This window comes from Stenotrophomonas sp. SrG (assembly GCF_050031795.1).
GTDB lineage: Bacteria > Pseudomonadota > Gammaproteobacteria > Xanthomonadales > Xanthomonadaceae > Stenotrophomonas > Stenotrophomonas rhizophila_A.
Map to the genome: position 1 here is coordinate 1 of NZ_JBNBBE010000892.1, position 243 is coordinate 243.

1 protein-coding gene is annotated in these 243 nt (G+C 70.0%); it reads right to left on the minus strand.

Annotation, left to right across the window (positions count from 1 at the left end; all coding sequences use genetic code 11):
- On the minus strand, window positions 1-243 hold a 243-nt coding region (locus ACQG3P_RS22075; protein ID WP_426806243.1), incomplete at both ends, for a SurA N-terminal domain-containing protein.

The window sequence follows — 243 nt, forward strand, 5'->3', positions numbered from 1 at the left end:
GTGTCGAACTGCGCCGGGGTGCGCGGTGGGTTGCCGGTGGTCAGCGCCAGGCGGTACGGGTCCTGGGTGAACTTGCCATCGGGGCCGATGAAGCCCGGGCTGGAGGCGATGGTTTCGCGCACGGCGGCGTCGCCGATGACGATGCCGGACTGTTCGCCGGCCAGGCGCACGACCGGCTCATCGAGCATCTGGTCGAGCACGGCGCGCTTGTTCTCGGCGCTGTCGAATTGGCGCGGGTCGAAG